A 24,570-nucleotide genomic window follows, 5' to 3' on the forward strand; every position below is an offset into this window, starting at 1 on the left:
CATCGCCCACTGGCGCAAGCGCCGAGGGGATGGGTGGCAACGGCGATCCGGCATCGGTCCCGGCGGCTCGATCCGCATCGTCGTGCACCACCGGCGGCGCGCTATCCCGCCAACGGCTGAAGCCGCCCATCGAGACGGGGAGGGCCGCGGCATCGTCCGCATGTTCGCGCCGTATCGTCAGGACTTCCACCATGCCGCCTGCCGGGGGAGCCGCCGGCGGCGCGGTATCGTCCGGACCGGCTTCGGACGCGGAGGCGACGCCCAGCAGTCGCTGTTGCAGGTCGCGGTCGGCGGCCAGCTGTCCGGCGGGCATCACCCGCGCCACGTGGCCATTGACCATGACGGCGACGGTATCGGCCACGTCGATGGCCACCCCGAGGTTCTGTTCGATCAGCAGGACCGCGATCTGGCCTTCGCCGGCCAGTTGCTTGAGCATGGCGGCGACCTGTTCGACGATGACCGGCGCCAGGCCTTCGGTGGGCTCGTCCATCACCAGCAGCGTCGGATTGAAGAGTAGCGCCCGGCCAATGGCCAGCATCTGTTGCTCGCCGCCGGATAACTGCGCGCCGCCGTTGTGGCGCCGTTCCGCCAGCCTGGGAAAGGTGGCATACACGCGATCCGTCGTCCATTCGCCGCGGCGCGCGCTGCGGGATGCCAGGCGGAAATGCTCGTCCACGGTCAGGGATGGCCAAACATGTCGCCCTTGCGGAACGTAGCCGATACCCATTTCCGCGATCGCGTGAGGCGGCTTGCCCAGGATGTCCCGGCCGTGCAGCCGGATGGCGCCGCGCGCGGGGACCAGTCCCGTTATGGCATTGCATAGCGTGGTCTTGCCCATGCCGTTGCGGCCGACCACGGCCAGCACACCACGCGGCAAGGTCAGGGAGACATCGTGCAGCGCGTGCGCGCTGCCGTAGTGGACATTCAGGCCGGCGACCTCCAGTACGGGTACGCCGCCACCGGGCGAGGCCGGCGATCCCCCCGCCGTGTTGCGTGCGTCAGTGACCATGCTGCCGTTCTCCCATGTAGATGGCTTGCACGTCCGGATCGCTTTCGATTTCGCGCGGCGTACCGTGCCGCAGCACACGGCCGTTGTGCATCACGGTGACACGCGTGGCGACCGACAGCGCGATCTCCAGGTCGTGCTCGATGATGACGTAACCGATGTGCGCCGGCAGGGCCTTGAGCAGCGCCACCAGTTCGCGCCGTTCCGCGGGAGATAACCCCGCGGCCGGCTCGTCGAACAGGATCAGGCGCGGGGCGCCGGCCAAGGCCATGCCGATCTCGAGCTGCCGCTGCTGGCCATGCGACAACAGCGCGACCGGCGTGTCGGCCCAGTGCGTGAGCCCCGCATGGGCCAGCAGCTCCTCGGCGGCCTGGTCCGATGCGGATACCCGCGCCGTGCGCCGCAGGCTGAATCGTCCGCGCGAGACACCGCGTACCGCCAGATACAGGTTGTCCCGCACGCTGAGATCGCGGAACAGCAGCGAGGACTGGTAGGTGCGGCGTAGTCCGCGCCGGACACGTTCCCAGGGCGGCAGCGCCGTCACGTCTTCGCCGAAGAGCAGCACGCGGCCCGCGGTCACCGGAAAATCGCCCGTGATCATATTGAACAGGGTGGTCTTGCCAGCGCCGTTCGATCCCAGTACGGCGTAGCGCTGGCTGGCCTCGACATTGAACGACACGCCGTCGATGGCCTTGAGCGCGCCGAATGCGCGGGTGATGCCATGCAGTTCCAGCGCATGGGAATGGCCGGCGCGCCGCGTCGGAGAACCGGCTTGCGGCCCGCCGGCGTCGTCGTCCCGCTGACGGGCGCCTGCTAAGGAATCGGTGGCCGCGTGCATGCCGTTCATTTGCATTCGGGATTGGTGCGCGAGCCCAGTCCCATCTTGTCGAATTCGGCCTTGGACAGCCCTAGGCGCTGGTTTACGTCGGGGATGACCTTGACGAATTTGTTGTACAGCGTGCCATCGCTGTTCTTCGCGACTTCGGTCAGGAAGATATTGGCGATCGCGTTGCGGTTCTCGTCAAGCTTGACGTTGCCGGTGGGCGTGGACACGGTCATGGTCGACAAGGTCTGGCGCAGCTTGGCCTGGTTGTTCGACAGGTCGGCCTTTTCCTGTTCCAGCGCGTCCAGCACCGCCTTGGTGTTGACGTAATACGCGTGCGCGAACAGGCTGGGGCTGGGCAAGCCGTCCTTGTAGGCGGCGCGGTAATCGGCCACGAACTTCTTCCAGGCGGGATCGTCGTAGTTGTCGGCGATGGGGCCGGCCGAGGGCGTACCGATCAGGGCATCGCGGCGCTTGCCCTTGTAGCCGAGCACGGATTGGTCGATGGTGATGGACCCGGCGATCAGCGGCTTGTCGCCGCCGGCCTGCTCGTACTGGGAAAAGAAATTCACCGCGTCGGAACCGCCCAGCGCCACGTAGATGGCATCGATATTGTCCGGCAGGCGCGCGATCACCGAGGAATAATCCTTGGTGCCCAGCGGCACCCAATGCTTGTCCACCACCTTGCCGCCCGCCTTGCAGAACTCGATCATGAAGCCCTGCAGCAGCGAGTAGGGAAAGGAATAGTCTTCCGCCACGGAGACGATCCGCTTGTAGCCCTTGTCCTTGTAGGCATAGGAGCCCAGGCCCGCCTGCCACTGCGCGCCATCGGTCGAAAAGCGGAAGAAGTTCGGCGCCGGTTCCTGCAGTGTCGTGCCCTGCGCCGCCGACGATCCGTTGACGAAGGTCACTTCGGGATGCGTCTTGGCGTAGTTCTTCACCGCGATGCCTTCGGAGCCCGACAGCGGTCCGATCAGGATCTGCACGCCGTCCTGTTCCACCAGTTTGCGCGCCGCGTTGACGGCGGTGTCCGGATTGCCGTTGGATGAAGCCTTGATGATCTCGATTTTCTTGCCGGCGACCATGCCCTGGTGCTGCGCCACGGCCAGGTCCACGCCGCGCATGCCGTCCTGGCCGGGAACGGCGAAAGGCCCTTCCAGCGTGGCCAGGGCTCCGATCTTGATGACCTCCTGCGCCTTGGCGGGATGGGCCGCCAGCAAGGCGCCGAGGGCCAGCGCCAGCGTGCCGGCGGCCAGCGCGGCGCGCCGCCGCGTGTACGGGAGTGATGCGGTATGGGCGTATGTCATGGATGTCTCCTGGTTTTCGTGGTTATCCCAGCGGGGGCGGGCCCCGTGCTGGCGTCCTTCGCATGAGCCTGCACGGCGGGGCGAGCCTGCCCGCGCAAGCGCCGCCAGAGGCCCAGCAGGCCGTCCGGCGAAACCATCAAAACCAGGAGGAACACGCCGCCGATCACCAGGTTGAACCGCTCGCGGTCCACCAGATCGATGGCGAAGTTCTGCAGCAATACGAACAGCAGCGCGCCCAGGAAGGCGCCCGCGGGATGCCGCATGCCGCCCAGCACGGCGATGATCAGGATATTGATCATGGAGGTGGTATTGACCGAGCCGGGGGAAATCTGCGAGTTGTACCAGACCAGCAGCACGCCGCCGACGCTGGCGATCAGGCCGGCGAGCGCGTGCGCGGCGACGCGGTGTGCCGTCACGTCGAAGCCCAGGGCGCGCATGCGGCGCGGATTGTCGCGGATGCCTTGCAGGGCCATGCCGAAGGGCGCCCGCGCTACATAGGCGACCAAGGCATAACCCAGCGCGGCGCACGTCAGGCTGATGTAATAGAAGGGTATCGGCGCGCGCAGGTCCGCCTCCCGCGGCGCGGGCGGCAGGATGCGCGCCAAGCCCTGGAAGCCGTTGAAGACGGTGTAGTTCTGCTGCACCAGGTAGAAGAAGGCCACGCCGATGGCCAGCGTGATCATGATGGTATAGATGCCCTCGGTGCGTACCGCCAGCATGCCGATCAGGGTCGCCGATAAGGTGCCGATGGCCAGCGCCGCCATGACGGCCAGCCACCATGGCCATCCCAGGCTGTGCGCGGCGTCGGCATTGGTGCCCAGCAGCGCCACCGCATAGCCGGCGATGCCGGCGACGGTCATCTGCGACAGGGTGACCATGCCGCCATATCCGGCCAGCAGGGCCAGCGAGAGCGCGATCAGGCCCAGCACCAGGGATTGCGCCCCTACCTGGAACGTGAAGAAAGGCGTGGCCACGACGGGGTACAGCAACAGCGCCAGCGCCACGCAGGCGTGCAGGACCGCGGCGCGGGGCGATCCGCCCGCCAGCGCGCGTATCGCGCCTTCGGCACCGGGCTGCCTGGCGGGCGCAGGCGCCACGCCATCGGCAGCGCGCGCGCCCTCGGCCGCCGGCAAGGACGCCGTACCGATGGGGGAATACGCCGCCGCCCCGTGGGACATCACCCGCCGCCATTTCGCCGCACTCATCGCGCTTCCTGCTCCCGTTCGGGCGGTCAGGCGCGCTTGCCCATCAGCCCCTGAGGGCGGAAGGCGAGCACGGCGACCATGATAAGAAAGGTGAACACCACGCCATACGTCGGCGCATAGGCCAGGCCGAAGGTCTCGGCCAGGCCGATCAGCAACGCCCCCACGGCAGCGCCGGCGATGCTGCCCATGCCGCCGACGATCACCACGATCAATGAGGCCAACAGATAGCGCACGTCCTCGCCCGGCGCGATCGACAGCGCGGTGCCGCCCATGACGCCGGCAAAGCCGGCCAGGCCCGCCCCGACGGCGAAGGTGATGGCGAAGACCTTTTGCACATTGACGCCGCTGGCCGACAGCATGCGCTTGTTGTCCACGCCCGCGCGTATCATCATGCCGACGCGTGTCCGGTTCAGGAACAGCCACAGGGCAATGCCGATCGCGATGGCCGACAGCAGCACGACCAGGCGGAAGCCGGAGTACTTGCCCACGCCCGGCACGCTTACCACGCCCAGCAGCCAGCGCGGAGGATCGAACTGATAGGCTTCGCCGCCCCAGATCCACAGGTAGATATCGGCCAGCACGATGGACAGCCCCAGCGTGACCAGCGTTTGCCGCAGGTCCTGTCCCTCCATATGCTGGAAGACCAGCAGTTGCAGAAGCAGGCCGGCCAGCGCGGTGGCCAGGAAGCCGGCCGCCAGTGCCAGGAACCACGATCCGGTCGCATCGCCGACGGTGTAGCCGATATAGCCGCCCAGCAGGAAGAGGGAGCCATGCGCCAGGTTGACGTTGCGCATCAGTCCGAATACCAGCGTGAAGCCGCTGGCCACCAGGAAATACAGCGCGGCCAGGGTCAGGCCGTTCAGCAGCGACAGGCCGAACAGCCGGGCGTTATCGGCGATGGCCGCGGCCGCCAGGCCGAGCAGCATGGCGAGCAGGGCGCCTGCGAGGATCCAGGACGTGTAGCGTTTCACGTCGTGCCTCAGGCCGCCCAGCGCGTGCTGCGGGCACTGACGATCTGCGGGGCGCGATGGAACTCGCCGTCCTTCATCACTGCCAGGATGCGCTTGCGGTCCTGCAGGATACGGATATCGGCCAGCGGATCGCCGTCGATCAGCAGCAGGTCCGCGAGGTAGCCATCGCGGATCTGGCCCAGCTCGCCGCCCTGCATCATGATCTGTCCGCCCAGGGTGGTGGCGGACAGCAAGGCTTCCTGCGGCGACATGCCGACGTACTTGACGAAGTATTCGAGATCGGTGGCGTTGGTCCCGTGGGGCGTCCAGGCGAACCCGTAATCGCCGCCGGGCAGGATGCGTATGCCGCGACGGTGCATCTTCTTCATCGATTCCACCGCCACCTCCAGCTCGCGGTGGTAACCCATCTTCGCCGTGATCTCTGGGGTCAGGCCCCACTCGCTGGCGTGATACGAGGTATTTACCAGCCAGGCCAGGCCAGGCGCGACGAATACGCGGTCCTTCTTCGCTTCCAGCATGTCCAGCGCCTCTTCGTCGGTGAAGCTGGCGTGGTAGATGATGTCGATGCCATGGCGTATGCACTGCTTGATCGATTCGCAGGATCGCGCGTGCGCCGCCACGCGCTTGCCGAAGCGCGTGGCCTCGGCGACGCACATGGCCACTTCCTCTTCGGAGAACTGCGTCATTTCGGCGGGCAGTCCCGCGATGTACTCGCCCGACAGGTTGATCTTCAATTGGTCGACGCCGTACTTCACGAACTGCCGCACCATTTTGCGCATTTCTTCCGGGCCGTTGACGATGGCACCGAAACTCAGCTCCGGATAGGGCATGTGTGGCGGCGTCGAATCGCCAAGGCCGCCCGTGGTGGTGATTTCCTGGCTGGCCGCCAGGTAGCGTGGCCCCGGGACCTGTCCGTCGCGGATGGCGTTGCGCGTGACCACGTCCAGCCGCGGCTTGGCCGTCGCGGCGCCGACACAGGACGTCCACCCCATGTCCAGATAGCGGCGTGCCACGTTGATGCACCAGATGACGTGTTCTTCCACCGGCATACGCTGGATGGCGTCCAGCGAGGGTTGGTCGTTCCAGGAGAAGTGCGTGTGCGCCTCGGTCATCCCGGGCATCAGGAATGCTCCCGCGCCGTCGACCACGGTGACCCCGCCCATGGTGAGCGAGCGCGTGGATCGCGACACGCGCGCGATGCGGTTGCCCTGGACCAGTACCTCGCCCGTGTAGGGCAGCGCGCCGGTTCCGTCGAATACGCGAACGTTGGTAAACAGCACCTCTGCCATGGCGGTCTCCTGGCGATTGGGTGTGCGAAAGGCGGCACGCTTCAGCGCGCGTGCGTCGAATAGAAATCCTTCAGTTCGCGCAGGCAGGCATCGGGACGTTCGAACGTCGTCCAATGCCCGCAGCGCGGATAAATCGCGACGCGGCTGTCGCGTATTCGTTCGCCGATCGCGCGCACCGACTGGGGCGGCGCGACGCCATCTTCGTCTCCGGTGACCAGCAGCGTGGGGCACGCGATGTTCTCGACCGGCGCGGCCTGCGCGTCGGCCAGGGCGTCGCAGCTGCGCGCATAGCCGTCGGGGTCCTGGCGCATCACGCTTTCGCGCACCAGCGCAACGGCCGCGGGCTGGTGCTGCCGTGTGTCGGCCGAGGTGGCGCCCGCCACGATGGCATCGGCGATGGCCTGCATGCCGGCCACCCCTTCGTCCCGGGCGCGCTGGCCGCGCGCCCGGATGTTGGGGCGCGCGCCGTCGGGCGGACAGAGCAGGGGGCCGAACAAGGCCAGGCTGCGAACCAGTTCCGGCGATGCGGTGGCAAGCTTGAAACAGACAATGGTGCCGAGCGAATGGCCGACCAGATGGGCCCGCTCCACGCCCAGGCGGGCGCAGACATCGCGCACGGCCTGGGCCAGGCTGTCGATGCCGATGGGTCCCGATACGGCGTGCGAGCGCGCGCTGCCCGGAAGGTCGATGCGCAGGGTGCGGAAGCGGCTGAAGGCATCCATGACGGGCGTCCAGTTGTTCGATGATCCGCCCAGCCCATGGATGCACACCACCGCATCGCCCTGGCCATCGATCTCCACCGCGATGCGATTGACGAATTCGGTACTCATGGCGCCGGATGTCCGGCGACGATGGGGCGGGCCTGAAAAGCGCGCGCGGGCATGTCGTCAGCCGGACAGGCGCCGGCTGCGCGAACGTTGGCGATCGACACGGTTTGTCTCCTCGACGAGGAATCTATTTTTTTTGGAATTGACAGCGTTGCCGCTGATTGAGACACAAGATCCGATTTAAGATACGTGTCTCGTTTTCAGAATCATGCTAGAAGACGGTTTTTCGGCTGTCAATAAAAATCTGGACACACGAGCATGGGATATTCCCCTAACGCAATGACCGCCGTGCCCGAGGCACCGACTCGCGGCCCGCGCGCGCGCACATGGAAGCTGCTGATGGAAGCGGCCAGCAGCCTCATCGAAGAGGGGCATACCCCGACCGTGGCGGAAGTGGCCAAGCGCGCGCAGGTATCGCGCGCCACCGCCTACCGGTACTTTCCCACCCGCAGCCGCCTGATCACGGCGATGGTCGACACGGCACTGGGACCGGTGCGGTCCTGGTCGTCGTCGCAGGCCGATGGCCGCGCCCGCATTACCGAGCTTTTCGAATCGACCTTCATCCGCTTCAAGGAGTTCGAGCCGCACATGCGCGCGGCGGCCCAATTGGCGCTGGAGCACCAGGCGCTGGAGCGCGCCGGCATCCTGGAAGAAGAGCCTTATCGGCGCGGACACCGCATCCGCATCCTGGCGCACGCGGTGGAGCCGTTCAGCGCCCAGGTGCCCGCCAAGGCAATAGACCGCTTGCAGAAAGCCTTGTCCATCATCTATGGGATCGAGCCGCACATCATCCTAAAGGACATCTGGGGGGCGAAGAACAGAGAGGTGGAAGCCATCGTCTTCTGGATGGTGGAGGCGCTGATCGAGGCCACCATGAAGGAAGCCAAAGAAGCCCGGCCCGCAACGGCGCGGCGCCGGGCGGCTCCGCGTCGCCCCTTGGACTAGGGGTCGTTTTGCGATAGAAGCCGCCTGAGATAAGGCATGCCGGCCTCTGCTTCTGCTTCTTCTTCCGCTGCTGCTGGGGGGATCTGGGGAGCTGACGGCCCGGGTCGCGGGGGGATGTCCAGCGCGGGCAAGGTGGCCATGCCCGCGGCGGCCAGCACGGCGTTCGCGTACGGCAGCCATGCGCTGTAGCGGATTTCCGCATTTACCCGGATACCCATGTCCCGGCGCGCGTCTTCGGCCAGCGGATCGTCGCCGATCGGAAGCTTCAAGTCTTGCAGGCGCTGGCGCACCCGTTCGTCGAATCCGTCCAGGCTGGCGTATAGGGTGGCCTCGGCTTTCCGGCAGTTATCGGGCCCGATCTGCCGCTGCACTTCCGCCAGGAAAGGCGTGAATTCAAGCATCAGGTACTTGCCATAGGCCTCGGTCTCGACGCGCTTGATGGCGTCCCTGGCATTCTGGATGTCTTGCGCGGTCAAGGCACTGAGCGTAGGGAAGACCATTTCCTTGACGGCGAGCGGCAGATGCAGTTCCTCCGCCAACTCGACATGGTAGTGGAGCATGATCTCGACCGGATCGATGTTGATCAGCGGGAAACCCGCATCCCGCCGCTGCTGGTTTTCCTTGTGCATGGCCATGATCTTGCCCTGGCCGATGGCCTCCAGGGTTTCCCAGCGCAGGCTGTCCAGCGCAAGGCGGCAGAGTTCGTCCAGTTTGCCCGCGTAGCGGCCATCCAGGGCATCGGCCTTGCACATGAGCATCTTCAGGCGGTTCCACGTCAGCAAGGCATTGTCCCTGCACATGGTCGTGCCTTCGCCGCAAATGCGGAAGGCTTCGGCGCGAAAGGCCGCGCGGTCGGGGGCCGCGGCCTGGACCAGCCATTGCGTGACCTCGTTGCGCGTGGCGTCCAGCCGGTGGATAGGCGTGTACATCAAGCCAAGCAGGAATTTCTTGAACGCGAGCGTACGGGAGGTCGCATCGGTGCCCCGGGCCTGTTCGTCGATGTTGTTCCAGCGGGCAGCGAGTTCGGCATCGGCCCGCCCGATCCAGTATTGGATGAGTCCGCCCAGGGGACGGTTCGCCGTGCGTTGCGCCTCGAGGTAGGAAGGGATCGGTATGTGGTCATTGCCATAGGGTTCGAATCGCGCCGGGTGGGTCCGCTGCCGCGCGGACCGTATCGGGCCGCCGCCGAGGTTCGACGGCCCGGCATGGGGGACGTCCATGGCCGCCGACAGTACTTGCAAAGGAGGCTCCAGCGTGGCCGCGGCCTGCGACATGGCGTCCTGCGTGCCCTGGAGCGCGGCGATGCTCCCCAGGTCGCCGCCGGTCCGGACGCCGGGGATCAGATGGCGATGCGCGTTCGCCATCGTGCCCGCGAGCAGGGAAAGGTATTGATGCGAAACCAGGCGCAGCTGCATTTGGGAAACGTCCGTGACTGCCGCCCGCAGCGCTTCGTCGGCGTCCGACAGCAGGACGCCGGGAGGCCGCGCGACGGTGAGCAAGGGAACGGCCACGGAATCCGGCGCGAAAGCCAGGGTCGGATAGCGTCCGTGCCGATCGGTCACGCTACGCAACTGGCGCAAGGCGGCTGCACCGTCTTCCATGCGGTTCAGGTCGCGAAAATGGGTTTCGGCCGATTGCAGCTGCATCGGGCTGGGATCGCCGGTGACGGTGGCGTATACCAGGTCGGCGAACGAAACCGGGTACGGTACGGGCGGCGCGGGGGCGGGATACGCCTGCAGGCTGGCCGCCAAAAGCTGGGCGAGCGCGTCGAACGGTTGAGCATTGCTGGAGGGTGTGTGCATGGCGGCTTCCAGGGGGTGACGATGGCACGGGATCCGGGCGGCGAGCGCGACGGGGGGCTGCGATGGCGGGCGTTGAGTAGCAGCCCTATGGCGAAAGTTCTGCCGGTGGACGCGCCGGCGGGAGGTTGGAGCCTTGCCCCAGGCCTGTCGGCGTCGGATCGGAACGCCTTCGGAAGGTGCTGATTCCCTGGAATGTGTATCCCTGTATGGAACCCCTGAAGGGCCCCGCGACTTATCGCGGTATTTGCCGAGGAATCCCCATGTACATTTCCCCAGTCGCGGCGCCGATGTCGCCACCCACCATCTTTCAGCCCGAATTCTTCAAGCCCTACGCGCCCGCCTCGCAACCGCGCGTTCCGGTGCAAGGCGATGAAAACCGACCCAGGATAAGCTACTCGGCCGACCACCATGGGTCGCACGCGGACTTCTGCGGCAGCCCCGATTTTGAACAGTATCGCCAGGAAGTGGCCGACGACCTGCGTTTTCTTACCCAGCTCGCGCGCGATCTTGGCATGGATGACGCGGATGTCGTCGAGAAGAACCTGCGCATCCTGTACGACCACCGTTTCCACGAAAACCACTTCAATACCCATGCCGCACTGTTCGACAGCGCGGGCAAGCGATCGCTGGACAATGTGTGCGACATGTTGCGCGACGAGCGTTGGCCTGACGACAAACGCAGGAACGCGATCCGCGACCTGGCGGATGGCGTCACGCTGTGCGCCTCCGGCGCGGTCGCCAACCTGATGGCCGCGGATCGCGAGTTGTCCCTGTCGGGCGAAGGCATGCGCAGCAAGCTCTGGAAGATGAAAGAGGATGTGGTTCGCGCCGTCCTGCAGCAGGCCGTGTCGGAACAGTTCGGCGCGAGCGAAACTTATCCCGGCAATGAAGTGCATTACGTCTCCGGGGCATGGAACTACGTCGCCGACGCGGTCGGACTGGATCAGATACCCGATCTGATGGTGCCCAGGTTTTCGGTCGACTTCCTGAACGCCTGCCGGAGCAAGGTGCTCGCGGCAATCGCCCCGGACAAGCTCGCGCGGCTGATGGCGGGCGAATGCCTGGCAGAGTTCCGCAGCCGGACTATCGATAGTCCGGAGGCCGCATCGGGCGAATATACGGCTGCGATGGCAAGACGGTTCGAGGAAGTCCTGGACGACATACGCCAGGATCTCGGCCTGGAGGCAGGCGCACTGGCCTTGAGGTCCTTCGTGCGGCTGGTCGACGATGGCGCTCGCTACGAAGTGCGGGCCGATCACGCATTGATCGCGGTGGAGCTCCTGAAAGCCATGAACGCCGATAGCCTGCTGGCGGACGCGCCTACCCAGCTGGGCGAACGCGTGGACGCGGACGGTACGCGTATCGGGGTGTATTCCTATGGGGACCACTTGGCGTGGCGATTGCAGCAGGAGATGGACGGCGCGGCGCCGTGGTCTGCGCAGCGCCACCTGGACATGATCGATAACGCCGACTTGAATGCCTTGCCCGACGCTCAGGGGCCGGACGCGCCGGCTTTGCCCGCCGGGGTCATACGGCAAATCCTGCGCAACGGGGTCGCGGCGGACCTGATGGGTGTCCGTGCGAGTTGGCTGGGAACATCCAGGTCCATCCTGGCTTTGCTAAGACGGCTCGATGCGGATCAAGCGATCCAGTATCTGGACGCCAATATGCCGTATCTGCGTACCGATTTCCCCGTGAGCGAGCGTGCCGGTTTTCTCAGCGATGCCATCACGATAGGCGAGCCCGGTCGGGAACTGGCGCGCGCCTGGTATCCGGACCCATGGGCCTTGCTAAGCGATACCCCATGCAGATACAGCAGGCTCACCCAGTTGGAACATTGGCTAACGGCAAACGAGGCCGGTCCCATCGATACCGTTCGCGAAATAATGATCGCCGGCTGGTCGGGTGACCACGACGCGGTTTCCCTGCGCGACGGGATTTTCCGGGCACTTTCCGGCGCCGAGGGCAGGTCCTTCATGTGGATGCCCGTGCATGCCAACAGCCCACGCGGCACCGATGCCTTGCATCGGCTGATCGTGGATCTGCTGGACGAACCGGTGTGCGGCGAAGCGATGGCCGAAACGCTACCGAAACTGTTCGGCGGGGCGAACGGCCGCGTCCAGGCGCTGCGCATGCTGGCCACGGGCAACGCCGCTGCACTCGCCGCGGTTCACCGCATGCTTTTCGATCCAGCGATCCTGCCGCTTATTCAGAACGACTTGCCGCGGATACTGTTGGGCGACGATCCCCAGAAGGAATTTCCGATGTGGTCGGCGCTGTTTACCAGGGACGTGCCCCTTATCCAGGCGTACGGCGCATTGCTGGCCGATATGGCGAAAGTGCCGGGCATGGAGCAGTGGCTGGCGATACTGACGACGCCGAACAAGTCGGTCGGCTCGCCTGGGCAGGGCGAATACTTGACCGACAGCGCCCTGCTGCATGTTTCCGTGGCGGACGGCGTCGATGTCATCAAGGCCTACCACGACATCCTCGTCCATCCGGCCATCCTGCCGAATATCCGCGATATGCTGCCCGAGTTGCTCGGGCCCACGACGAGAGATGATTTTCGGGGGGCAGGTTATCTGACGGACAGCTTGTTGAGCAGGAACCTGGGAGGCTACAGCGCATACCGGGAGATGCTCACGGACCCGCGTATCCTGCCTCATATCCTGCGGGACTTGCCGCCGCAGCAGTTCTCCCGGCTGGTCCGGGCCGGTATCGTGGAACCGCCGGTCGAGCCGGTCCGTTCGATCCCGGATCGCTTGCCTGCGTACCTTAAGCGCCTGGCGGACCGTCAATCCTAGACGCGCGATTCAGGCGTGGCCGTCCGCCCGTCCGCATTTCAATTGAAGACCATGATGGGATAGCGACCGGATCGCTGTGCGGCGTGGCGCAGTTGCCGCAACGCATCGCTGCCTTGCTGTATCGAATTGATCGTCCTGAAATAGGGACCGTAAGTCGTAGACAGGGGGCTGTAAGTAACGGCCGCGCGCAAGACGGTTTCGGCGCGCGGCCGATATGGACCTCGCCTCGCGAATCGACGAAACTACCCGGCGACGGCCGCGTCCCCGCGATCCATCGCGCAGCGCAGCCGGCACGCGGAATATCGCTATCCGGCGTACCGGACACCCCTGGCTGGTAGGCTATTTCTGGAGAATGGAACGATGGATCTCGGATTGAAAGGCAAGACCGCCATGATCACGGGCGGTAGCAAAGGCATCGGGCTGGCCGTGGCCAAGGCCTTGATGGCCGAAGGGGTAAACGTGGGCATCGTCGCGCGGGGACGCGCTGGGCTGAATGACGCCATGGCGCAATTGGACGGACAGGGCCGCAGCAAGGCTGTAGCGGTGGCGGCCGACCTTATCGACCCCGACCAGGCGGCGGGCGCGGTCACGGCGATCGAGGATGCGCTGGGGCCCATCGACATCCTGGTCAATAGTGCCGGCGCCGCGCGCCGGCACGACCCCGAGACGCTGACCGCCGATAAGTGGCGCGCCGCCATGGATGCCAAGTTCTTTACCTATATTCACACGCAGGACGAAGTGCTGAAACGCCTGCGCGTGCGCAACGCCCCGGGCGCCATCGTCAATATCATCGGCTACGGCGGCAAGACGCCGACGGTAACGCACCTGGCCGGCGGGTCGGCCAATGCCGCGCTGATGCTGGCCACGGTCGGATCGGCGCATTACTACGCGCGGTTCGGCATCCGCATCAACGCCATCAACCCTGGCGCCACGGTGACCGAACGCGTCCAGGAAGGCCTGGCCGTGGAAGCGAAGTCGCAGGGGGTCAGCATCGAGGAAGCCCGCAGGCAGGGCGAAGCCAGCATTCCGCTGGGGCGCTATGCCGAGCCGGAGGAGGTTGCCGATGTCGCGGTATTCCTGGCGAGCGACCGCGCCAGTTATGTCATAGGCGCGGTGGTCCCGATGACGGGCGGCCTGGCGCCCACGATCTAAGTTGCGCTTTTGCTACGGACGCTGCGCTGGCGCTTCTGCGGCTTGATTCGCATGTGCTTCGATTTCCGCGCGCGACATACCGGCCATTCGAGCAAGGTTCATGGCAGTGGCTTCGAGCCGCCGTTCAGTAGCGGATGGCAGTTTTCGCAATGCTTCGAGATGCGCCATGGTCGCGGACATTGAGGGCTGCAATGGCGCAGACAGGGCGGGAACGAAAGGTTCGTGTTCGCGCTGTAACCACGACAAATCATCGGCGACACGCCCGATCAGTCCCATGATTTCGTTCTCCTTGCCGGGTCGGCCCGACGGCTGGGCGTTCGGCGCGGCTTTCAAGTCGACAGGTTCGCCAGGGCGGGCGGTGCGGTCCCGAAGCAGGGTGATGGGCTTGTCGCTGGGCGTGTCCTCGAAGACCAGGATGGGATAGATGCCTTGCTGCTCGCTCTGCTGGCGCAATTGCCGTAAGGCTTCGCCGGATTTCGGTTGTGCATGAAGCGCCCTGAAATGGGACTCCACTTGGCCTATCGCGTGTTCGGACGGATTGCCGAACACCATGAGCTCGGCGAGGTTGGCGAAGTTGGTCAGGTTGCCCGTGTCGCCGGCCCGGTCAGCGCCTGAAGATGAAATCGCCGATACGGCGTTTCCTTCCGGGGGGAGGGACAGGTCGTTTGGGTTGAATGACGAAGTGATTTGCATGGACGTGTGCTCCAGGTTATTGAAGCGGCTTATGTACCCCGTCGCGGATGAAGGTTCTTCCCGCCTGCGGGGCACGATGCGCGGTCTGCCAATATCGGACCTGTCCTCTAGAAGGACGAAGCCGGCATGCCGTTCGATGCGCGCGGGATCGCCTCCAGGCTTACACCATCAGTGCGTCGGCGGGCATCAACGCGGTGCGGCGTTTTTCATCGTCGTCCAGTTGGGGCAAGGCAGGCAGGCCCGCGTCGGCAAGCGCCTTGTTGGCATGCGGCAGCCACGCCGCGTACTGGATCTCCCGCGATAATCGGGCACTCATTTTCAGCCGTTCGATGTCGTTGTCCGGCAGGCCCAAGGCATGCAGTCTGTCGGGAACGCGGTATTTGGCAGTTGCCTCATACAGCGTGATGGCGGCGTCGGTGATTTTCGCCGATGCGTCCGGGCCCAGCTGCTGCCGGACTTCATTCAGGAACGGGCCGAAGTCCAGCAGGAGCCAGGCCGGGAAGCGTTCCTTCTCGGCCTGCCCTATGGCTTCCAATGCCTGGTCGATGTCTTCCGCGGTGATCAGCGCCATATCGGAAAAGATCATACGGGTGACGGGGATGGGAAGGTTCAGGGCTTCCCGCAGTCCGACCTGATACCCCAGATAGGTTTCCAGCGGGTCGACGATGTCGTCGGCGCCCAGTTGGTCCTCCTCGGGAAGCTGCCGCTCCGCTTCGGCACGCCGCTGCTCTTGCGCGTACAGTTGTTCGACCTTCGCGCCAGCGATTTTTTCGAGTTCGTTCATCCTGAAGATGGACAGCGCGACACCATGCAAGTCGGCAAGCCGGCCCTGGTAGCGCCCTTCGCGCACATCGGCCTCTATCGCCAGCATGGAAAGCTTGTTCCAGGTGGACAAGGCGCCGTCCTGGCAACTACCCGCAGCTTCGAAGCAAGCTTCGAATGCGTCGGCCCGCAACTGCGCGCTTGCAGGCAACGCGGCCCGACGCAGCCAATTGGCGACCTCGATACGTTGCGCGCCATGCCGTTGCGCGTCTGTGACGGCCAGGAGCACAAGGAAATCCTTGAATGCCCCGATACCTTCGCGATCCCGCTCGTTGCGGGCGGCCCGCTCGATGGTAAGCCATTCGTCCGCAACCGTAATGGCGTCCGTGCCCAGCCATGGCATGAGCGCTGTTTGCCAGGAATGGTGCGCCGTGGCCTGCTTTTGCCGATCCTGGCGCGCGCGTAATGCGGACAGCGCCGTGCCAAGCGTTTCCAGGTCTGGCATCTCTATGTCGCGGTTCGCCATGTCGGGCATTGACCTATCGATCGGTCCATAGATTGACCCGTCCTCCCCAGGGTGGACAGAAGGGCTTGTCTGGAGCGGCAAGGGGGAGGAGCTGCGTGACGGGCCGCAGGTACTCGACATGCGGGGCGTCTCTTCATCCGTGGCAAGGCCGAGGTGCCCCCGCGACAACAGTATGTCGAGCAGCTCGGCGTTGGTCTTTTGTGCCTGCTGGACGCGCAGCAGCTCATCGGCGAGGGACGCGATCAGGCCGATTATTTCGGGGTTTTCGTCGGGCCTGCCGGATGGACTCGCGCCTGGCTCGGCGTGCGGATCGATGCGCTCGCCCGGGCGAGCGGTTCGGCCGCGTTCCAACGTGACAGGCTGGTCACGGGATCGTTCGCGAAAGACGATGACGGGGTAGCTGCCATGCTGTTCCGTCAGCCGGCACAGATCTCGCAGCAGACTGCCGCAGGTCTGTAGGCAATAGAGGCCCCGGATATGGTGCTCTAGTTGGCCGAGCTCCTGTTCGGTGGGGTGCCCGACCACCACGATGTCGATGACGTTGGCGAAATTGACGAGCCGGCCGGTTTCGCCGCTGGCGTGCGCAGGCAAGCGCCCCGAGGCAGGCTCCACGCTGCCGCCAGTGGCGTAGGAGGCGAAAGAGGGATATGCCGTGGGTTCTAGGGTGATTCTTCTCATGGATGTACGGCCGAAGTTGATCTGGCCGCTTTCGTAACCCCCGGCACGCATATGTTCACGCCGGCAGCGCGGCGGCGGACGCCCGAAGGCGTCGGCGCCAGCCCGCGTGCTTATCTTCCGCTGGCGCGGGGCCCGCGGGTCAACCCGCGATATCCACGCACAGATACTTCAGTTCCACATATTCATCCAGCCCGTGGCGCGAGCCCTCGCGGCCCAGGCCGGATTGCTTGACGCCGCCGAAGGGCCCCACCTCGTTGGAGATCAGGCCGGTGTTGATACCGACGATGCCGTACTCCAGGCCTTCCGACACCCGCCACACGCGGGCGTTGTCGCGGGTATAGAAGTAGGCCGCCAGGCCGAAGATGGTGTCGTTGGCCAGCTTCAGGGCCTCCTCTTCCGTGTCGAACTTGAACAGCGGTGCCACCGGGCCGAATGTTTCCTCGCGGGCGAACAGCATGGACTGCGTGACATCCCGCACGACGGTCGGCTGGAAGAAGGTGCCGCCCAGTGCATGGGTCTTTCCGCCGACCACCACTTTCGCGCCGGCGCGGGTCGCATCCTCGATATGTTCGCGAACTTTCTTGACGGCGTTTTCGTCGATCAGCGGCCCTTGCGTGACACCCTGTTCGAAGCCATCGCCGACTTTCATCGCGGCCACTTTTTCGGATAGGCGTTGGGCGATTTTGTCGTAGATGCCCGATTGCACGTAGATGCGGTTGGCGCAGACGCAGGTCTGGCCGGCGTTGCGGAATTTGGATGCGAGGATGCCGTCGACCGCCTTTTCCGGGTCCGCATCGTCGAACACGATGAACGGTGCGTTGCCGCCCAGCTCGAGCGATAGTTTCTTGATCGTGGGCGCGCACTGGGCCATCAGTTTGCGGCCGACTTCCGTCGAACCGGTGAAGCTGAGCTTGCGCACGGTCTCGCTTTCGCACAAGGCGGCGCCGATATCGCTGGAGCTGCCTGTGATGACGTGCATGACGCCGGCGGGCACGCCAGCCTCTTCGGCCAGGACGGCCAGGGCCAGGGCCGTCAGGGGCGTCTGCTGGGCGGGTTTGACGATCATCGTGCAGCCCGCGGCCAGCGCCGGGCCCAGCTTGCGCGTGATCATGGCGGCCGGAAAATTCCACGGCGTGATGGCGGCCGTGACGCCCACCGGCTGCTTCAGCACCATCATGCGCTGGCCGGCCTTGGGGCTTTGCAGCACTTCGCCGTCCATGCGCTTGGCTTCCTCCGCGAACCATTCCAGGAAGGAGGCGGCGTAGCCGATCTCTCCGGCGGCTTCCGTGACGGGCTTGCCCTGTTCCGCGGTCATGATGGCGGCGAGGTCTTTCTGGTGGTGCATCATCAGCTGGGCCCAGCGCTGCAGGACGACGGCCCGTTCCTTGGCGGGCCGGGCCGACCAGGCGGGCAGGGCGGCGGCGGCGCGTTCGATGGCGTGCTCGGTCTCGGCGCGGCCGAGCCGGGGAACCGAGACGATGATCTCGCCGGTGGACGGGTTGTTCACGGGAATGGTGGGCCCCTTGCCGGCGCCATGCCATTTGCCGTCGATGTAGCAGGCATCGCGAAGCAGGTCGGGTCGTTCCAGTCGTTGGGTCAGGGAGGTCACTGCATTCTCCTGGAGAAGGCGGCGGCGCCTGGGCGCGGTGCGCCGTCGCGTAGCGGTTAGGGTCTTGCGCAGGCCGTGGGTGATCAGTCCTATGGTAAGCCCAGCGGGAGTCCGGCCCCGGTTTCATCTTGCATCGGAATTTTTTGTATGCAAAGATATGCATAACACTCAATAAGGGGCGGCCCGATCGCTCCGCATCCTTCCATGGAGACACCGAACGTGTTCAAACCCCGGTTTCTTTCCCTGCGCCGATGGCTCCTCGCCGCCGCGGCGCTGTTGCCGGCGTTGGCCGGCGCACAAGGTTTTCCGGACAAGCCGATCCGGCTGATCGTGCCGTTCGCGCCCGGGGGCGGTACCGACAGCATCGCGCGCGACATGGCGCGTACGCTGGGTGAAAAACTGGGGCAGGCCATCGTGGTGGAAAACCGCGGCGGGGGCGGCGGCTCGATCGGCGCCAACGTGGTGGCGCATGCTGCGCCGGACGGTTACACGCTGCTATTCGCCACGTCCACCTTCGTGACCAATGCCGCGGCGGAAGGCACGACGCTCTATGACGTGGAGACATCCTTCCAACCCATCGCCTTGATCGGCCGCGGCCCGCTGCTGGTGGTGGCCAACAAGGATGTTCCCGTGGACAGCATCGCGCAGCTGCGCGATCTGGCGCTGAAGAAGCCCAACACTATCAACTTCTGCTCCGCCGGCAACGGCAGCATCAACCATATGTCCGGCGAACTGTTCAAGCAACGGGCCGGGGTGCAGATGACCCACGTGCCGTACAAGGGCAGCGGGCCCGCCACGCTGGATCTGCTGGCCGGACGCGTGCAGGTGTTCTTCGCCACCGTGCCGACCATCCTGCCGCAGGTGAAGGACCATCGCGTGAAGCTGCTGGCCGTCACCAGCAAGACGCGGTCGCCCCTGTTCCCGGATACGCCCACCATGGCGGAGGCCGGCATCGCGGACTTCGACGTCAGCACCTGGTGGGGCGTGCTCGCCCCCGCCGGCACGCCGGCGGACGTGGTGAACAAGCTGAACACCGCCGTGAACGAAGCCGCGGCGGCCACCCTGGTACGTCAACGCCTGACCGATGAAGGCGCGCAATCGTTCAAGGGCACGCCGGCCGACTTCGCCGGCGTGCTGCATAGCGAACTGGCGCTGTGGAAGGGCGTGGTCAAGCAATCGGGCATGAAGCTGGATTGAGCATCGCTTTCGCGGCATCGCGCCCGTCTCCAATCGAGGAAAACACATGAAAATCGTAGTCCTGCCCGGCGACGGGATCGGTCCTGAAACCATGGCGGTGGCTGTGGACGTGCTGAAAGCCGTCGACCGCCGCTTCAAGCTGGGCCTGCAGCTGGATTTCGACATCGCCGGCCACGAAAGCCTGAAGCGCCACGGCGCCACCGTCACGCCGGCGCTGCTCGAGAAGGTGCGGGCGGCCGACGGCCTGATGCTGGGCCCGATGTCCACCTACGACTTCAAGGACGAAGCCAAGGGCGAAATCAATCCGTCGATGTACTTCCGCAAGAAGCTGGATCTGTATGCCAACATCCGGCCGGCACGCACCTACAAGGGCGTTCCCGTTCGGCTGGGCGAATTCGACCTGGTGGTGGTGCGTGAAAATACCGAAGGCTTCTACGCCGACCGCAACATCGAATCGGGCGGCAGCGAAATGCTGATCACGCCGGACGTGGTCGTGTCGTTGCGGCGGATCACGCGGTTGTGCTGCGAGCGCATCGCGCGTTCCGCCTTCGAACTGGCGATGACGCGCAAGAAACACGTCACCATCGTGCACAAGGCCAACGTCCTGAAGATCGGCGACGGCATGTTCATCGAGGAATGCCATAAGGTGGGCAAGGAATTCCCCGAAGTGCGGGTGGACGATGTGATCGTGGACGCGATGATGGCCCACGTGGTGCGCGCGCCGGACCGCTACGACGTGGTGGTGACGACGAATATGTTCGGCGACATCCTGTCGGACCTGACGGCGGAAATGTCGGGCAGCCTGGGTTTGGGCGGTTCGCTGAACGCCGGCCGCGATCATGCCATGGGACAGGCCGCGCACGGTTCCGCGCCCGATATCGCGGGACAGAACATCGCCAACCCGGCCTCGCAGGTGCTATCGGCCGCCATGCTGCTGAACTGGTACGGCCAGCGCAAGGGCAAGCAGGCCTTCACGGACGCCGCCACCGCGATCGAAGGCGCGCTGGCCGAGGCCGTGGCGGCACGCGAGTGCACCCAGGACGTGGGCGGTACGCTGGGCACCCGCGAGACGGGCGCCGCGTGGGTCAAGCGTCTGGGATAATCGGCCCGCCGCGGCCGCGGCGATTGTTATTGATGAATACGCTTCATCGATGTGTGGACGCGGCTTGCGATTGACCTGGGGCCGCCAGCTGACTAGACTGCAACGGCCGCGCCGCGCGGGCGCCAGCCCGCGCCGACGCGCGTGGCGGGCCGCCACGGCCCTGCAATCAACGCGTATACGAGACATCATCATGAGCGAAACAACGAAACAGCGCCTGCGCCGCCGGGTGGAGCAGCGCAACGGCCTGCTCGTTCCCGGCGCCTTCAATGCCATGAGCGCCCGGGTCGTGGCCGACCAGGGCTTCGAGGCGGTCTACCTGACCGGGGCCGGGCTGACCAATATGCACTACGGTGTGCCCGATCTGGGCATCATCGGCCTGCGCGACGTGGCCGATGCCACATCGCGCCTGCGTGAAGCGGTGGACCTTCCCATCATCGTCGACGGCGACACCGGTTTCGGCAACGCCGTGAACGTCTGGCACACCGTGCGCGCGCTGGAACACGCCGGCGCGGACGCCATCCAGCTGGAAGACCAGTTGTTTCCCAAGCGCTGCGGCCACTTTTCCGGGAAGGAAGTCGCGCCGCTGCCCGAGATGCTTTCAAAGATCCGCGCCGCGGCCGACGCGCGCAGGGATCCGGATTTCCTGATCATCGCGCGCACGGACTCGCGCGCGGTGCTGGGGTTCGAAGCGGCGGTGGAACGCGCGCAGGCCTTCGCCGATGCCGGCGCGGACATCCTGTTCGTCGAAGCGACGGAAAGCCTGGACGAAGTACGCGCCTTGCCCAAGCTGCTGAACAAGCCGCAACTGATCAACATCGTGATCGGCGGCAAGACGCCCGCGCTGACGGCCGAAGAACTCGGCCAGATGGGCTACGGGATCATCCTGTACGCCAACGCGGCCTTGCAGAGCGCCGTGGCCGGCATGCAGCGCGCCCTGGGCATGCTCAAGCGCGATGGCCTGCTGAAGGAAGATCCCGCGCTGGTCGCGCCATTCCTCGAGCGCCAGCGGCTGGTGCAAAAGCCGCTGTATGACGAGCTGGAGAAGAAGTACACGGACAAGTAGGCTGGCGCCACCCCGCGCCCAGGCCGAAAGGCGCCGTCCCGCAGGGACCGGCGCCTTTTTTCTTCATTGGCGGGTCCAATCTCCGCCCAGCGCCTTGACCAGGAAGACGGACACCAGCAACTGCTGGCCCTTCAGCTGCGCGGCCTGCCGTTCCGTGTTCAGGACCGCCTGCTGCGCGGTGATCACGTCCAGGTAGGTCGTGGCGCCGCCGCTGTAGCGGTCGGCGGCCATGTCCAGGACCTTGCGGGCATCGGCCACCGCCTTCAGCGATTGGGCACTGGCGCGGCCCAGCGCCGCCAGGCCGGTGATGCCATCCTCGACTTCCTGCATGGCGCCCAGCACGACGCGGCGGTAGTTGGCGACCGTGGCGTCGTAGCCGGCGCGCGCGAAGTTGACGTTGGCGCGGGTGCGCCCGGCATCGAAAACCGTTTGCACGGCCGACACGCCGATGGACCACAGCAGGCTGGGCGCGTCCAGCAGGGCACCGATCTCGCGGCTGTCCGCCCCCACGCTGGGATTGAGCATGACGCTGGGGTAGAAGGCGGCCGTCGCCACGCCGATCTGCGCGTTTGCCGCTGCCATGGCCCGTTCGGCGGCGGCGATGTCGGGGCGGCGCTCCAGCAGGTCCGAGGGCAGGCCCAAGGGGATGGCCGGCGGCATCATGGAGGCGGTCAGCGGCTGCGGCGGCAATTCGAAGTTGGGGGCGGGCGTGCCGGTCAGCGAGGCGATGGCATGCTCGAACTGCGAACGTTGTTTGGCCAGCACGTCGACCTGCGTCAGCGTGTTGTCCAGCAGCGCCTGCTGCTGGGCGACTTCCAGGCCGGAGGCCGCGCCGCCGTCGTAGCGCGCCGTGATCAACTCCAGGGCGCGGCGCTGCAAGGCCACGGACCGGTTGACGACGTCGATCTCGGTGTCCAGCGCGCGCAGGTTGACGTAGTTGGCGGCCAGCTCGGCGGTCAGCACCAGGCGGGCATTGGCCAGGTCGGCCTCGGCTTGCTGCGCGGTGGCGGCCGTGGCTTCGACCGAGCGCGATACCCGGCCGAACAGGTCGACCTCGTAGCTGGCATTGAAGGAAAAGGCGTAGTCGTTCTGGACGGTCGAATACTGCGGCGACGCGTAGTTGGTCAAGGGGCGGTTGCCCGAGATCTTGAAGCGCGCCACCCGCGCGCCGGCGCTCAATTGCGGAAACAATCCGGACCGGCTGGCATCGGCGTTCGAGCGCGCCTGGGTCAATCGCGCGGCGGCGATGGCCAGCGTGGGATTGGCGGCAAGCACCTGCGCCTGCAGGCGGTTCAGCGTGGGATCGTCGTAGCGCAGCCACCATTCGCCCTTGTCCAGGGCGTCGGCGGGGGCGGCCTGGCGCCAGGGCGCGTCCAGCTTCCACGTGACGGGAAGTTCCACCTGGGGTTTCTGGTAGTCCGGGCCTACCGCGCAGGCGGAAAGCAGGATGCAAGCCGCGAGCGGCAGGGCCTTCGCGCGATGCCTGCTCATTGCGCGCTTCCGGCGGCGCGGCCGGTGCCGCTTGCACCCGCGGAGTCGCCTGCATCGCCAGCGTCGCTGCGGGCCGGGCCAATCGATGGGGTCGGGACCGGCGTGGGCGGGGCCGTCCTGGCCTGCGCGATGTGGACCACGTCGCCGGTTGCCAGCGAGTCGGCGGGGTTGAGCACGATACGGTCGGTGGCTCGCACGCCGTCGGCAACTTCGATGTTCTGGCCGAAATTGCGGCCCAGTGTCACGCGGCGCAGGTCGATGCGTCCATCGGGGCCCACCACGGCCACCATCGTGCCTTCGCGGCGAAACAGCAGCGTATTGGTGGGTACGGCCAGCGTGTCGCCGGCAGGCAGGTCCAGGGCCACCGACACGTAGGCGCCGGGCAACAGGACGCTATCGGGATTGCGCAGGCTGATTTCCACCTGCATGGTACGCGTGGCCAGGTCGATGGAGGCGGCGGTGCGGGCTATCGTTCCCGTGAATTTCTGTCCGCCCAGTTCGGCCTGCGTGACCGTGACGTGCTCGCCCGGTTTGACCTGCTGGGCATAGCGCTGGGGCACGTTGATGTACACCCGCAGCGGGTCGGTCTGGGACATCAGGAACAGCGGCCGCCCGCTGCCGGCGTCGATCAGGTCGCCGACATCGACATTGCGGCGGGTGATGATGCCGGAAAAGGGCGCGACGATGCGCTTGAAGCCTTCCAGCTGACGCAGGCGCTGCTCGTTGGCCTGGGCCGCCGCGAGATTGGCGGACGCCTGGGCCGCGCTGCCGCGTTTTTCTTCCAGGTCCTGTTGCGATACCACGTCCTTGCGGCGCAGGGCTTCCCACCGCGCCAGCGTGCTGTTGGCCAGGGTCAGGGCCGCCTTGGCCTGCTCGCGCGCCGCGATGGCCTGCGACAGCTGCTGGTCGATCTCCGGCGTTTCGATTTCCGCGAGCAGGTCGCCTTTCTCCACGCGGCTGCCGATGTCCCGGGTCCAGCGCTTGAGGTAGCCGCTGGCCCGCGCGGACAGCGGCGCCTGCACATAGCCCTGCAGCGTGCCGGGCAAGGCCAGCGATTGGCCGTTCTCCGGTGTGCTGGGCAGGGTGGTCTGGACATACTGCATCGCGCGTTCGCGCGTACCGGTTTCCAGCTCGCTGGCATTGCGGATCCGGCTGACCACCGTGCGCGCCGCGCCCAGGGCCAACAGGATCAGGACGATCAGCACCAGCAGACGCGTGCGGCGCACCACTTGATCCCGTTTGAGCAGCTCGCCCGATCCCGCCTGGTCCGGCGCCAGCGGGTGTATGCCCAATTGATTGTGTCGCTGCTCCGACATGC

General features: G+C 65.9%; 18 protein-coding genes and 1 pseudogene. 6 read left to right on the plus strand and 13 right to left on the minus strand.

What is annotated here, in order from left to right:
* Nucleotides 1–487 precede the first annotated feature (487 nt).
* The 7 genes and pseudogenes from CAL28_RS30205 to CAL28_RS13295 all read right to left on the minus strand — a co-directional run.
* Nucleotides 488–1,009, minus strand: a pseudogene (locus CAL28_RS30205) (ABC transporter ATP-binding protein); the annotation flags it as partial.
* Nucleotides 999–1,853, minus strand: coding sequence for an ABC transporter ATP-binding protein (locus CAL28_RS13270; RefSeq protein ID WP_217906565.1), 855 nt, complete (start codon nucleotides 1,851–1,853; stop codon nucleotides 999–1,001). The gene CAL28_RS13270 and the pseudogene CAL28_RS30205, both read right to left, overlap by 11 nt.
* A complete protein-coding gene (locus CAL28_RS13275) occupies nucleotides 1,850–3,136 on the minus strand; it encodes an ABC transporter substrate-binding protein (protein WP_094841822.1) in 1,287 nt (428 codons plus the stop codon). Before CAL28_RS13275 ends, CAL28_RS13270 begins: the two co-directional genes overlap by 4 nt.
* Nucleotides 3,133–4,341: a branched-chain amino acid ABC transporter permease gene (locus CAL28_RS13280; protein WP_094841823.1), complete on the minus strand. Its 1,209-nt coding sequence runs from the start codon at nucleotides 4,339–4,341 to the stop codon at nucleotides 3,133–3,135. Before CAL28_RS13280 ends, CAL28_RS13275 begins: the two co-directional genes overlap by 4 nt.
* A gap of 26 nt (nucleotides 4,342–4,367) precedes the next feature.
* Nucleotides 4,368–5,312, minus strand: coding sequence for a branched-chain amino acid ABC transporter permease (locus CAL28_RS13285; protein WP_217906566.1), 945 nt, complete (start codon nucleotides 5,310–5,312; stop codon nucleotides 4,368–4,370).
* Between the two features lie 8 nt (nucleotides 5,313–5,320).
* Nucleotides 5,321–6,601 carry a metal-dependent hydrolase family protein gene (locus CAL28_RS13290; RefSeq protein ID WP_094841824.1) on the minus strand — a complete coding sequence of 427 codons (1,281 nt, stop codon included), beginning with the start codon at nucleotides 6,599–6,601 and terminating at the stop codon, nucleotides 5,321–5,323.
* Nucleotides 6,602–6,642: 41 nt separating this feature from the next.
* The gene (locus tag CAL28_RS13295) at nucleotides 6,643–7,431 is read right to left on the minus strand and encodes an alpha/beta fold hydrolase (RefSeq protein WP_094841825.1); all 789 of its coding nucleotides are present in this window, start codon (nucleotides 7,429–7,431) and stop codon (nucleotides 6,643–6,645) included.
* Nucleotides 7,432–7,686: 255 nt separating this feature from the next.
* Here CAL28_RS13295 and CAL28_RS13300 point away from each other — a divergent pair, with 255 nt between their 5' ends.
* Complete coding sequence (locus CAL28_RS13300) at nucleotides 7,687–8,373, plus strand: TetR/AcrR family transcriptional regulator (RefSeq protein ID WP_094841826.1); 687 nt, start codon at nucleotides 7,687–7,689, stop codon at nucleotides 8,371–8,373.
* Here CAL28_RS13300 and CAL28_RS13305 read toward each other — a convergent pair.
* Complete coding sequence (locus CAL28_RS13305; RefSeq protein WP_094841827.1) at nucleotides 8,370–10,175, minus strand: NEL-type E3 ubiquitin ligase domain-containing protein; 1,806 nt, start codon at nucleotides 10,173–10,175, stop codon at nucleotides 8,370–8,372. The genes CAL28_RS13300 and CAL28_RS13305 overlap by 4 nt on opposite strands.
* Before the next feature lie 260 nt (nucleotides 10,176–10,435).
* Between CAL28_RS13305 and CAL28_RS13310 the strand changes: the two genes are divergently transcribed.
* Nucleotides 10,436–12,979, plus strand: a complete 2,544-nt coding sequence (locus tag CAL28_RS13310; RefSeq protein WP_094841828.1) for a hypothetical protein — start codon at nucleotides 10,436–10,438, stop codon at nucleotides 12,977–12,979.
* A 360-nt stretch (nucleotides 12,980–13,339) separates the two neighbouring features.
* Complete coding sequence (locus CAL28_RS13315; RefSeq protein ID WP_094841829.1) at nucleotides 13,340–14,131, plus strand: SDR family oxidoreductase; 792 nt, start codon at nucleotides 13,340–13,342, stop codon at nucleotides 14,129–14,131.
* Nucleotides 14,132–14,143: 12 nt separating this feature from the next.
* Here CAL28_RS13315 and CAL28_RS13320 read toward each other — a convergent pair whose 3' ends face one another.
* From CAL28_RS13320 to CAL28_RS13330, 3 genes are all read right to left on the minus strand, one after another.
* Nucleotides 14,144–14,824 carry a hypothetical protein gene (locus CAL28_RS13320; protein ID WP_094841830.1) on the minus strand — a complete coding sequence of 227 codons (681 nt, stop codon included), beginning with the start codon at nucleotides 14,822–14,824 and terminating at the stop codon, nucleotides 14,144–14,146.
* Nucleotides 14,825–14,984: 160 nt separating this feature from the next.
* The gene (locus CAL28_RS13325; RefSeq protein ID WP_176463980.1) at nucleotides 14,985–16,790 is read right to left on the minus strand and encodes an NEL-type E3 ubiquitin ligase domain-containing protein; all 1,806 of its coding nucleotides are present in this window, start codon (nucleotides 16,788–16,790) and stop codon (nucleotides 14,985–14,987) included.
* A 139-nt stretch (nucleotides 16,791–16,929) separates the two neighbouring features.
* Nucleotides 16,930–18,399 (minus strand): NAD-dependent succinate-semialdehyde dehydrogenase, encoded by a 1,470-nt coding sequence (locus tag CAL28_RS13330; protein ID WP_094841832.1) that lies wholly within the window; start codon nucleotides 18,397–18,399, stop codon nucleotides 16,930–16,932.
* Nucleotides 18,400–18,618: 219 nt separating this feature from the next.
* Here CAL28_RS13330 and CAL28_RS13335 point away from each other — a divergent pair, with 219 nt between their 5' ends.
* The 3 genes from CAL28_RS13335 (at nucleotide 18,619) to CAL28_RS13345 (ending at nucleotide 21,761) form a co-directional block, all read left to right on the plus strand.
* The gene (locus CAL28_RS13335; protein ID WP_440588383.1) at nucleotides 18,619–19,596 is read left to right on the plus strand and encodes a tripartite tricarboxylate transporter substrate binding protein; all 978 of its coding nucleotides are present in this window, start codon (nucleotides 18,619–18,621) and stop codon (nucleotides 19,594–19,596) included.
* Nucleotides 19,597–19,642: 46 nt separating this feature from the next.
* Entirely contained in the window at nucleotides 19,643–20,698 is a 1,056-nt protein-coding gene (locus CAL28_RS13340) for an isocitrate/isopropylmalate dehydrogenase family protein (RefSeq protein WP_094841834.1), read from the plus strand.
* Between the two features lie 190 nt (nucleotides 20,699–20,888).
* Nucleotides 20,889–21,761 (plus strand): isocitrate lyase/PEP mutase family protein, encoded by an 873-nt coding sequence (locus CAL28_RS13345; RefSeq protein WP_094841835.1) that lies wholly within the window; start codon nucleotides 20,889–20,891, stop codon nucleotides 21,759–21,761.
* A 63-nt stretch (nucleotides 21,762–21,824) separates the two neighbouring features.
* Here the strand turns inward: CAL28_RS13345 and CAL28_RS13350 are convergent, their stop codons facing one another.
* Nucleotides 21,825–23,252, minus strand: coding sequence for an efflux transporter outer membrane subunit (locus tag CAL28_RS13350; protein WP_094841836.1), 1,428 nt, complete (start codon nucleotides 23,250–23,252; stop codon nucleotides 21,825–21,827).
* On the minus strand, nucleotides 23,249–24,568 hold the full coding sequence (locus CAL28_RS13355) for an efflux RND transporter periplasmic adaptor subunit (RefSeq protein ID WP_094841837.1): 1,320 nt from the start codon (nucleotides 24,566–24,568) through the stop codon (nucleotides 23,249–23,251). Before CAL28_RS13355 ends, CAL28_RS13350 begins: the two co-directional genes overlap by 4 nt.
* Nucleotides 24,569–24,570: the final 2 nt, after the last annotated feature.

Source organism: Bordetella genomosp. 11 (genome assembly GCF_002261215.1).
Taxonomy (GTDB): domain Bacteria; phylum Pseudomonadota; class Gammaproteobacteria; order Burkholderiales; family Burkholderiaceae_B; genus Bordetella_C.

Coding starts and splice junctions, on each gene's coding strand:
- CAL28_RS13340 (WP_094841834.1), top strand. CDS start 19,643: ATGAAAATCGTAGTCCTGCCCGGCGACGGGATCGGTCCTGAAACCATG.
- CAL28_RS13280 (WP_094841823.1), bottom strand. CDS start 4,341: ATGAGTGCGGCGAAATGGCGGCGGGTGATGTCCCACGGGGCGGCGGCG.
- CAL28_RS13320 (WP_094841830.1), bottom strand. CDS start 14,824: ATGCAAATCACTTCGTCATTCAACCCAAACGACCTGTCCCTCCCCCCG.
- CAL28_RS13345 (WP_094841835.1), top strand. CDS start 20,889: ATGAGCGAAACAACGAAACAGCGCCTGCGCCGCCGGGTGGAGCAGCGC.
- CAL28_RS13275 (WP_094841822.1), bottom strand. CDS start 3,136: ATGACATACGCCCATACCGCATCACTCCCGTACACGCGGCGGCGCGCC.
- CAL28_RS13325 (WP_176463980.1), bottom strand. CDS start 16,790: ATGAGAAGAATCACCCTAGAACCCACGGCATATCCCTCTTTCGCCTCC.
- CAL28_RS13270 (WP_217906565.1), bottom strand. CDS start 1,853: ATGAACGGCATGCACGCGGCCACCGATTCCTTAGCAGGCGCCCGTCAG.
- CAL28_RS13355 (WP_094841837.1), bottom strand. CDS start 24,568: ATGTCGGAGCAGCGACACAATCAATTGGGCATACACCCGCTGGCGCCG.
- CAL28_RS13315 (WP_094841829.1), top strand. CDS start 13,340: ATGGATCTCGGATTGAAAGGCAAGACCGCCATGATCACGGGCGGTAGC.
- CAL28_RS13295 (WP_094841825.1), bottom strand. CDS start 7,431: ATGAGTACCGAATTCGTCAATCGCATCGCGGTGGAGATCGATGGCCAG.
- CAL28_RS13290 (WP_094841824.1), bottom strand. CDS start 6,601: ATGGCAGAGGTGCTGTTTACCAACGTTCGCGTATTCGACGGAACCGGC.
- CAL28_RS13310 (WP_094841828.1), top strand. CDS start 10,436: ATGTACATTTCCCCAGTCGCGGCGCCGATGTCGCCACCCACCATCTTT.
- CAL28_RS13350 (WP_094841836.1), bottom strand. CDS start 23,252: ATGAGCAGGCATCGCGCGAAGGCCCTGCCGCTCGCGGCTTGCATCCTG.
- CAL28_RS13300 (WP_094841826.1), top strand. CDS start 7,687: ATGGGATATTCCCCTAACGCAATGACCGCCGTGCCCGAGGCACCGACT.
- CAL28_RS13305 (WP_094841827.1), bottom strand. CDS start 10,175: ATGCACACACCCTCCAGCAATGCTCAACCGTTCGACGCGCTCGCCCAG.